This is a genomic window from Methylobacterium gossipiicola (assembly GCF_900113485.1).
In the GTDB taxonomy this organism is placed as follows: domain Bacteria; phylum Pseudomonadota; class Alphaproteobacteria; order Rhizobiales; family Beijerinckiaceae; genus Methylobacterium; species Methylobacterium gossipiicola.
The window spans coordinates 84,695-92,655 of sequence record NZ_FOPM01000017.1; the positions used below are offsets into that span (position 1 = coordinate 84,695).

The 7,961-nt window shown below is 70.5% G+C and carries 10 protein-coding genes; all 10 read left to right on the forward strand.

The window, feature by feature from the left end:
- Positions 1–136 precede the first annotated feature (136 nt).
- Entirely contained in the window at positions 137–748 is a 612-nt protein-coding gene (locus BM249_RS14970; protein WP_091973248.1) for a hypothetical protein, read from the forward strand.
- Positions 690–2,774: a phage terminase large subunit family protein gene (locus tag BM249_RS14975; RefSeq protein WP_091973251.1), complete on the forward strand. Its 2,085-nt coding sequence runs from the start codon at positions 690–692 to the stop codon at positions 2,772–2,774. Before BM249_RS14970 ends, BM249_RS14975 begins: the two co-directional genes overlap by 59 nt.
- 2 nt (positions 2,775–2,776) lie before the next feature.
- Positions 2,777–3,007: a phage head-tail joining protein gene (locus tag BM249_RS14980; protein WP_091973254.1), complete on the forward strand. Its 231-nt coding sequence runs from the start codon at positions 2,777–2,779 to the stop codon at positions 3,005–3,007.
- Positions 3,007–4,533, forward strand: coding sequence for a phage portal protein (locus BM249_RS14985; RefSeq protein ID WP_091973256.1), 1,527 nt, complete (start codon positions 3,007–3,009; stop codon positions 4,531–4,533). Before BM249_RS14980 ends, BM249_RS14985 begins: the two co-directional genes overlap by 1 nt.
- Positions 4,534–4,563: 30 nt before the next feature.
- A complete protein-coding gene (locus BM249_RS14990; protein ID WP_091973259.1) occupies positions 4,564–5,751 on the forward strand; it encodes a head maturation protease, ClpP-related in 1,188 nt (395 codons plus the stop codon).
- Between the two features lie 2 nt (positions 5,752–5,753).
- On the forward strand, positions 5,754–6,134 hold the full coding sequence (locus BM249_RS14995; RefSeq protein WP_091973261.1) for a head decoration protein: 381 nt from the start codon (positions 5,754–5,756) through the stop codon (positions 6,132–6,134).
- A gap of 4 nt (positions 6,135–6,138) precedes the next feature.
- The gene (locus tag BM249_RS15000; protein ID WP_091973264.1) at positions 6,139–7,194 is read left to right on the forward strand and encodes a major capsid protein; all 1,056 of its coding nucleotides are present in this window, start codon (positions 6,139–6,141) and stop codon (positions 7,192–7,194) included.
- An 11-nt stretch (positions 7,195–7,205) separates the two neighbouring features.
- Positions 7,206–7,367 (forward strand): hypothetical protein, encoded by a 162-nt coding sequence (locus BM249_RS21755; protein WP_177232424.1) that lies wholly within the window; start codon positions 7,206–7,208, stop codon positions 7,365–7,367.
- Complete coding sequence (locus BM249_RS15005) at positions 7,364–7,714, forward strand: head-tail joining protein (protein WP_091973266.1); 351 nt, start codon at positions 7,364–7,366, stop codon at positions 7,712–7,714. The genes BM249_RS21755 and BM249_RS15005 overlap by 4 nt, the downstream gene beginning before the upstream one ends.
- The coding region (locus tag BM249_RS15010) for a DUF6441 family protein (protein ID WP_244528772.1) at positions 7,711–7,961 on the forward strand (251 nt) is incomplete at its 3' end. The genes BM249_RS15005 and BM249_RS15010, both read left to right, overlap by 4 nt.

The following is a 7,961-nucleotide window of genomic DNA, read 5'->3' on the forward strand; positions in this document are numbered from 1 at the left end:
CCCGCCTCAGGGCGGGGGACCCTGGGGGCGGCAGCCCTATACGGGTGGTCGGGGCCCCCGGGTTCACTAGCGCCAGCCCTCCAAAACCCGTGAACGGTGAACAGTGAACGCTGGCAGTGAACGCCCGGCGACGGGCATGACCCAGGCCGAGTTCGCCCGCCATCGCGGGGTGTCGAAGGCGATCGTCACGAAGTGGAAGGGGCAAGGGCTCCTCACCCTCATGGAGGACGGTAAGGTCGACGTCGAGGCGAGCGAGTGGAACCTCGATCAGCGCCCGGCGAACTATCGTGGCGGCACCACCCACCGGCCGGTGCGGACCGTTCCGAAGGCCGAGCCGGATCCGCGCGAGATCCCGGCCGGGCGGCCAAAGCCCGAGGTCGTGAGGGCGGACCCCGTGGCGCCCCGCCCCGCCGGGGACAGGCCGGTCCGCGATTTCGATCCGGACGATCCCGACCTCGAGCTTCCGGAGGCGCTGCGGCGCAAGGAGAACTTCCTCGGGCTGCAGCGCAAGCAGGCCTACGAGATCGAGCAGGGCCGACTCGTCAATCGGGAAGCGGCGGAGAAGCTGTTTTTCGACACCGCCCGCGACCTGCGCGACGCCTGGGCCACCTGGCCCTCCCGCATCGCGACGATCATGGCGGACGAGTTGGGGGTCGATGCGCGCAGGCTCAACACGGTTCTGACCGCGCATGTCCAGCAGCATCTCGACCAGCTCGGAGAGCCGGAAGCAACCCTATCTCGACCTTGAGAGCCTGAGCCGATCCTGGCGGGCCGGGACCAAGCCGGCGCCGCAGGTGAACGTGGTCGAATGGGCCGAGGCGTTCCGGAAGCTCAGCAAGGAATCGTCGAACGGGGGCAAATTCATCACCGCCCGCGTCGAGGTCGCCCGCGGCCCGATGCTCGCGGCCACGGAGCCGGGGGTGCGCAAGCTCACCCTGATGGCGTGCACCCAGCTCCTCAAGACCACGGTGATCGAGAACATCCTCGGGCGGTTCATCCACGTCGATCCGTGCCCGATCCTGGCGGTTCTGCCGAAGGACGACGCGGCCGAGACCTTCTCGAAGGACCGGCTGGCGCCGATGATCCGCGACACCAAGGTGTTGCGCGAGCTGTTCGGTGCGGCGAAGGCGACGGACGCCGCCGCCACCCTCACGCATAAGCAGTTCCCCGGCGGGCACATCACCCTCGTCGGTTCGAACAGCCCGACCAACCTCGCCATGCGGCCGATCCGGCTGCTGGTCTGCGACGAGATCGACAAGTACCCGCTCTCCGCCGGCGGCGAGGGGCCACCCATCGATCTGGCCGAGGAGCGCCAGGCCGAGTTCATCACCAACAGCCTCACGGTGCTGGCCTGCTCACCGACCATCGCCGGCCGCAGCGCCATCGAGGCGTCCTACGAGGAGAGCGACCAGCGCCGGGCCTTCGTGCAGTGCCCGCATTGCGAGGGCTGGCATTCCCTCGAATGGGAGCAGGTTCGCTTCGAGAAGGACGAGGCCGGCAAGATCCGCCTGGAGACGGCGCACTATCACTGCGCCGGCTGCGGCACGGCCTGGACGGAGTCGCAGCGCCTCGTCGCCCTGCGCCGGATCGAGTGGCGGCAGACGCGGGCCTTCACCTGCTGCGGCGAGCATCAGGTGCCGGAGCGCTGGGCGCCCGAGGCGCACGGCGTGCGCCGGGCCGTGTGCCGGGATTGCGGCAGCCTGGCGGTGCCGAACGAGCATGCCGGGTTCATCGGCTCGAAGCTCTACGCGCCGAAGCAGTCGATCCGCGAGACGGTGGCGAAGTACGCCCGCGCGATGCGGCGCGGGCCCGAGGCGCTGCGGGCGTTCTACAACACCCAGCTGGCGCGAACCTGGAAAGAGGGCGTCGACGCTCCCGAGTGGCAGGACGTCTACGCCCGGCGGGACCGGGCCTACCTGTCAGGCACAATCCCCCTCGGCGCCCTGATCCTGTTTGCCGGCGTGGACGTGCAGAAGGACCGGCTCGAGGTTGGCATCTGGGCCTTCGGACGCAACCGCGAGCGCTGGCTGATCGAGCACCGGGTGCTGCCGGGCGAGACCAACCGCCCGGAGGTCTGGAAAAGCCTCGAGGCGATGTTCGACGAGACCTGGGAGCACGCGGGCGGCGCCGAGATGGGTGTCCGCGACTGGGGCATCGATTCCAGCGGCTTCACCGCCGAGGTCTATGCCTTCGTCCGGCGGCAGGCCGGGCGCGGCAACGTCCACGCGGTCGACGGCCAGGACAGCGTCCAGAGCGCGTTCCTCGGCGTCGGCGCCAAGGACACGACCCCGGCGGGGAAGAAGCTCCGCCGGGGCCTGAAGACGCTCCGGATCGGCGCCTCGTTCTGCAAGCAGGAACTCATGGGCTGCCTCGCGCTGCAACGGCCGGCGCAGGGCGAGGCCTTCCCGGCCGGGTTCATCCACCTGCCCGAGGACGTGAGCGAGGATCAGGTCAAGCAGCTCACGGCCGAGGAACTCGTGACGCACGTCACCCGTGGCCGAACCCGGCGCCAGTGGGTGCCGATCGGCGGACGGCGCAACGAGGTCCTGGACTGCGCCAACTATGCCCGCGGCGTCGCGGCGATGCGTGGGCGGGACCGCTGGCGCGAGACGCAGTGGCGCGACCTCGAGCACGCCCTCGGCATCGCGCGCGTCCGAACGGTGCCGGAGCCCGACGAGCCGCCACCGGCCACCGTCGCCCCCGGTTCCCTCGCGGCGCGCAACCTCCATCGCGCCACCATCCGCCGCAGCAAGGTCCGAAGCCGGACGAGGTGACCATGGCCGTGACCATCGACAAGCAGATCGCGGCCCTCGAGACCGCCATGGCCTCCGGTGCCCTGCGCGTCGAGGCACCGGACGCGGCGACCATCACCTATCGCAGCTACGACGAGATGCGGCGGGCGTTGGGCGACCTGCGCCTGCGCAAGGCGGCCCAGGAGACCGCTGCCGGTCAGATCAGGCCCCGTCGTACGCGCCAGATCGCCCTGACGGGCCGGAGCGGATGGTGATGGACCTGTCCGGAGAAGAGGCCTCGACGGCCCGGGAGGCCCAGCCCTACGACGTCGCCAACGGCGGCGGCCGGCGCTCGCGATCCTGGCGGGTCGGCAGCTACGGCCCGAACACCGCGATCGTCTATGCCCTGGACGAGCTGCGCCGGAAGTCGCGGGATCAGGCCCGGAAAAACCCCTACGCGGGTGCCGCCGTCGACCGTCTGGTCACGAACATCGTCGGCACCGGGATCGTGCCGCGCTCCGTGGCGGCCCGCTCCTACGAGGGCCTGACCAAGCCGCAGGCGAAGAAGCGGAAGGCCGAGGACGCCGCGTTCCGCGCCCAACTCCAGCGGCTGTTCCTCGGCTGGACGGACGAGGCCGACAGCGTCGGCGCCCACGATTTCTACGGCCTGACGGCGCTTGCCGTACGCGGCATGGTCGAGGGCGGTGAGAGCTTCATCCGGATGCGGACCCGCCGGCCCGAGGACGGGCTCACGGTTCCGCTGCAGCTGCAGCTCCTCGAGGGCGATCACTGCCCCCACCTCAAGACCGACGTCGCGGCGCGGATCCGGCAGGGCATCCAGTACGACGCCATCGGCAAGCGGATCGGATACTGGCTGTATCGCGAACACCCCGGTGACGGCCTGATCGTCTCGGGTGCCATCGAGCAGGCCCTGGTGCCGGCCACCGACGTCTGTCACCTCTACCGCGCCATGCGGCCCGGCCAGGATCGCGGCGAGCCGTGGTTGGCCCGGGCCCTGCGCACCCTTTACGACCTCGACGGCTATCTCGACGCCGAGCTGATCCGGAAGAAGAACGCCGCCCGCCTCGTCGGCTTCGTGAAACGGGTAATCACGGGCGAGCGCGACGAGCCGCTCGACGTCGACCCGGCCGACGCCGACGGGGTCGCCACCCTCGAGTTCGAGCCCGGCACCATCCAGGTCCTGGCCGACGGCGAGGAAATCGAGTTCAGCGACCCGAAGGATGTCGGCCCGAACTTCGAGGCCTTCGTGCGCGAGGCGAAACGGGGTGTCGCGGCAGCCTGCGGGCTGCTCTACGAGGTTCTGAGTGGCGACTACAGCCAGCTCAACGATCGCACCCTGCGCGCGGCCCTCAACGATTTCCGCCGCGCCGTCGAGCAGTGGCAGCACCACCTCGTGGTGTTCCAGTTCTGCCGGCCGATCTGGATCCGGTTCATCGACCTCGCGCTGTTGTCGGGCGCCCTGCGGTTGCCGGCCGGGATGACCCGGCAGGACGCCTACGCGGTGAACTGGATCCCGCAGGCCTGGCCGTACATCCACCCGGTACAGGACGTGCAGGGCAAGACCATGGAGATCCAGGCGGGTCTCTCCACCCGGACGCGCAAGGTCGCCGAGGGCGGATACGATGCCGAGGCGGTCGACGCCGAGCAGGCGGGCGACAACGAGCGCGCCGATGCGCTCGGCCTCTCCTACACCAGCGACGGGCGCCAGAAAGCCAGGCCCGACGCGGCGGCATCGCCCGACGATACCCCGGCGACCGGGCCGGCCGAACCCGCCGACTGAGCGGCCCCACTATCCATTCACGGAGGAACCATGGCCGCGCGGGTCGATGGCAACGAGATCGTCCTGTCGGGGACGGTCGGCGATCTCTACTGGGATGACAGTTTCAGCGCCTCGGACGTGATCCTCGCCCTGGCCCAGGTCGGCCGCGACGAGGACGTCACCATCCGGCTGAACAGCGGCGGCGGCATCGCCACCGAGGGCGCGGCGATCCACGCGGCCATCGCCGCGCATCGGGGCCGCAAGACCATCGTGGTCGAGGGCATCGCCGCGTCGGCCGCCTCCGTCATCGCCATGGCCGGCGACGAGGTGGTGATGTCCCTCGGGGCCCTGATGATGGTGCACGACCCGTCGGGCTTCACCTTCGGCACCGTCGACGACCACGAACTGCAGATCAAGGCGCTCACCGCCCTCGCGACGGCGATGGCGGGGATCTACGCGGGCAAGACTGGCAAGACCGTCGCGGCGGCCCGGGCCGATATGCAGGCCGAGATCTGGATGACCCCGGACGAGGCCGTGGCCGCCGGCTACGCCGACCGCACCCTGGCGCGCATGGCGGACGACGAGGCCGCGCCCGAGCCGACGGCCTTCGACTACCGCCTGTTCGAGCATCCGCCCGAGCGCCTCGTCGCCCTCGCCGATCAGCGGGCGTGGACGCAGCGCGTCCGCCCCACGACAGCGGCCGTTCCCCCCCGCCCGAAGGACAAACCCATGGCGACTGCACCGGCGGGCTCCGAGCCCGTCATCCCCCCGAACCCGAGTGCCCCCCCGACCGCGACCGTGGAGGGCGCCAAGCCTGCCGCCACTGCGGCCAAGCCTGCCGCCACCGCCGCCACGATGGCGCGCGCCGACGCCGCCGAGATCGTCACCCTCTGCGTCGCGGGTGGCGTGCCGGCCATGGCCGCGAGCCTCATCGCCGAGGGCGTGAGCGTCCCGGAGGCCAAGGACCGCATCGGCGCGGCCGGCGAGGTCCGGAACCTCGTCGCTCTCGCGCGCCGCAAGGATCCGACCCTTCCGGAGGGGCTCGACGCCATCATGCTCGCCGAGGGCAAGACCGTCGAGCAGGCCCGCGCCGCGCTCTTCGACAAGCTTGTGGCCTCCGAGGCCCAGACGTCGATCTCGTCCCACCCCCCCGCCGCGCTCGGCAATGCCGGCGCCTCCGCCTCCGCCACCAGCATGCAGCGTGAGCTGAAGCGGGCCGGCCTCACCAAGGGAGCCTGATCATGGCCCTGCTCGAAACCGCCCCCGTCGCCTCCGACTGGCTGAAGTCGGAGGACGGCAGCTTCCGCAGCCGCGACACCGCGATCATCGCCGCCGGTGCCGGCAAGCTGAAGACCGGCACCGTGCTCGCCCTGGTGGCCGCCACCGGCAAGTACGTCCCGGCCGCCTCCTCCGGCAACGACGGCTCGCAGACCGCCGTGGCGGTGCTGTTCACCCCGGTCGACGCCACCAGCGCCGACCAGAAGGCCGTGATCGTCTCGCGACAAGCCATCGCGAGCCATGCCGGCCTCACCTACGGCCCCACCATCAACGATGCGACGAAGCGCGCGGCGGCCAACGGCCAGCTGAAGGCCGTCGGCATCATCGTCCGCGAAGGAGCGTAAGCCGATGGCCACCATCCTCGACATCTTCAACCAGGACGCGTTCTCGGCCGCGGCGCTCACCGGCAGCATCACCCTGGTGCCGAACAGCTACGGCCGGATCAACGAGCTCGGGCTGTTCGCGGCCGAGCCGGTCCCGACCACCTCCGTCATCGTGCTCATCGAGAACGGGGTGCTCAACCTGCTGCCGACCCGCCCGCGCGGCGGCCCCGCCAGCTTCGGCACTCGCGGGAGGCAGAAGCCCGTGTCCTTCGTGGTGCCGCACATCCCGCACGAGGACAGCGTGCTGGCCACCGACGTGCAGAACATGCTGGCGCGCACCGCCGGTGGCGATGCCGGCCTGGAGACCGTGCTGGGCTTCCTCAACCGCAAGCTCATCACCATGCGGCGCAAGCACGCCATCACCCTGGAGAGCCTCCGGATGGGGGCCATGAAGGGCGTCATCCGTGACTCCGACGGCAGCGTGTTGCTCGACCTGTTCGCGGCCTTCGGCGTCACCGAAAAGGTGATCGACTTCGTGCTCGGCACCGGCAGCACCGACGTGCTGGGCAAGTGCCAGGACGTCACCGCCCACATGGAGGACAACCTCCTGGGCGAGACGATGACGGGCGTGCATGCGCTCGCCTCGCCCGAGTGGTTCCGGAAATTCGTCGCCCATGCCAGCGTGAAGGAGGCGTTCAAGTACTACCAGTCCGGCCCCCAGATCCTGCGCGAGGACGTGCGCAAGGGCTTCACCTTCGGCGGGATCACCTTCGAGGAGTACCGCGGCTCGGCCTCCTACATGCAGGAGGACGGGACGACCACGGCGCCGCAGCGCTTCATCCCGGCCGGCGACGTGCGGTTCTTCCCCCTCGGCACCACCGACACCTTCACCAACTACTGGGCGCCCCCGGACTTCTGGGGCAGCGTGAACCAGGCCCCCAACGGTGCCGACGCCGAGGTGTTCGTGGCCCCCCTCGAGCCGAAGAAATTCGGCAAGGGCATGGATATCTACACCGAGTCGAACCCGCTCCCGCTCGTGAAGCGCCCCGCGCTCCTCGTGCGCGGCACCACCTCGAACTGACGGGGGCGACCATGCGGTTGCGCGAGAAGGACAAGAAGGACGCCGAGGTCGTCACGCTGGGCTGGGACGAGGCGCAGGCCGCGCTCCAAGCCGGCACCCACGTCGTCGTGAACGACGACGTGGGCGAGGTGACCGCCAGCGAAGAGGATCGGGAGCCCAAGGCACCGGCATGAACCCCTTCGCCCTGGCTGTCGACGCCATGTTCGACGATCCCAACATGGCCGAGGACGCGATCTGGCGCGCGGGCGGCGGCGCCGGAGGCCTGCCCGTGCGCATCCGGTACCGCTCGCCCGAGGCCATCGTCGGATTGGACGGAAACCGGTTCGACCTCGCCGCCACCCTGATCGAGGTGCGGCTGTCCGAAGTGGCCGAGCCGGCCGAGGGCGATCAGGTCGACGTCCTCGACGACGACGGCGCCGTGCGGGAAACCGTCGAGGTCACCGCCCTCTCGCGGATCGACGCGCGCAAGCTCGTCCGGACCTGCGGAGTGGCGCGGCTCGCCCGGAACGACGATCCGTGAAGTTCTCGGCCGCGGTGCCGGACCTGTGCGAATTGATGGCCGGCACGGAGGTGCAGATCGCCAAGTCCGTGACCGCCGGTATGCGCGACGTCACGGACGGACTGAAGCAGGACCTGCGCGCCGACGTGGTGCGGGCAGGTCTGGGCCAACGGCTCGCGAACACCTGGCGCGGGCAGACCTTCCCGAAGACCGGCGAGAGCGTCGAGGCCGCCGCCTACCTCAGCACCAACGCCCCCAAGCTCATCGA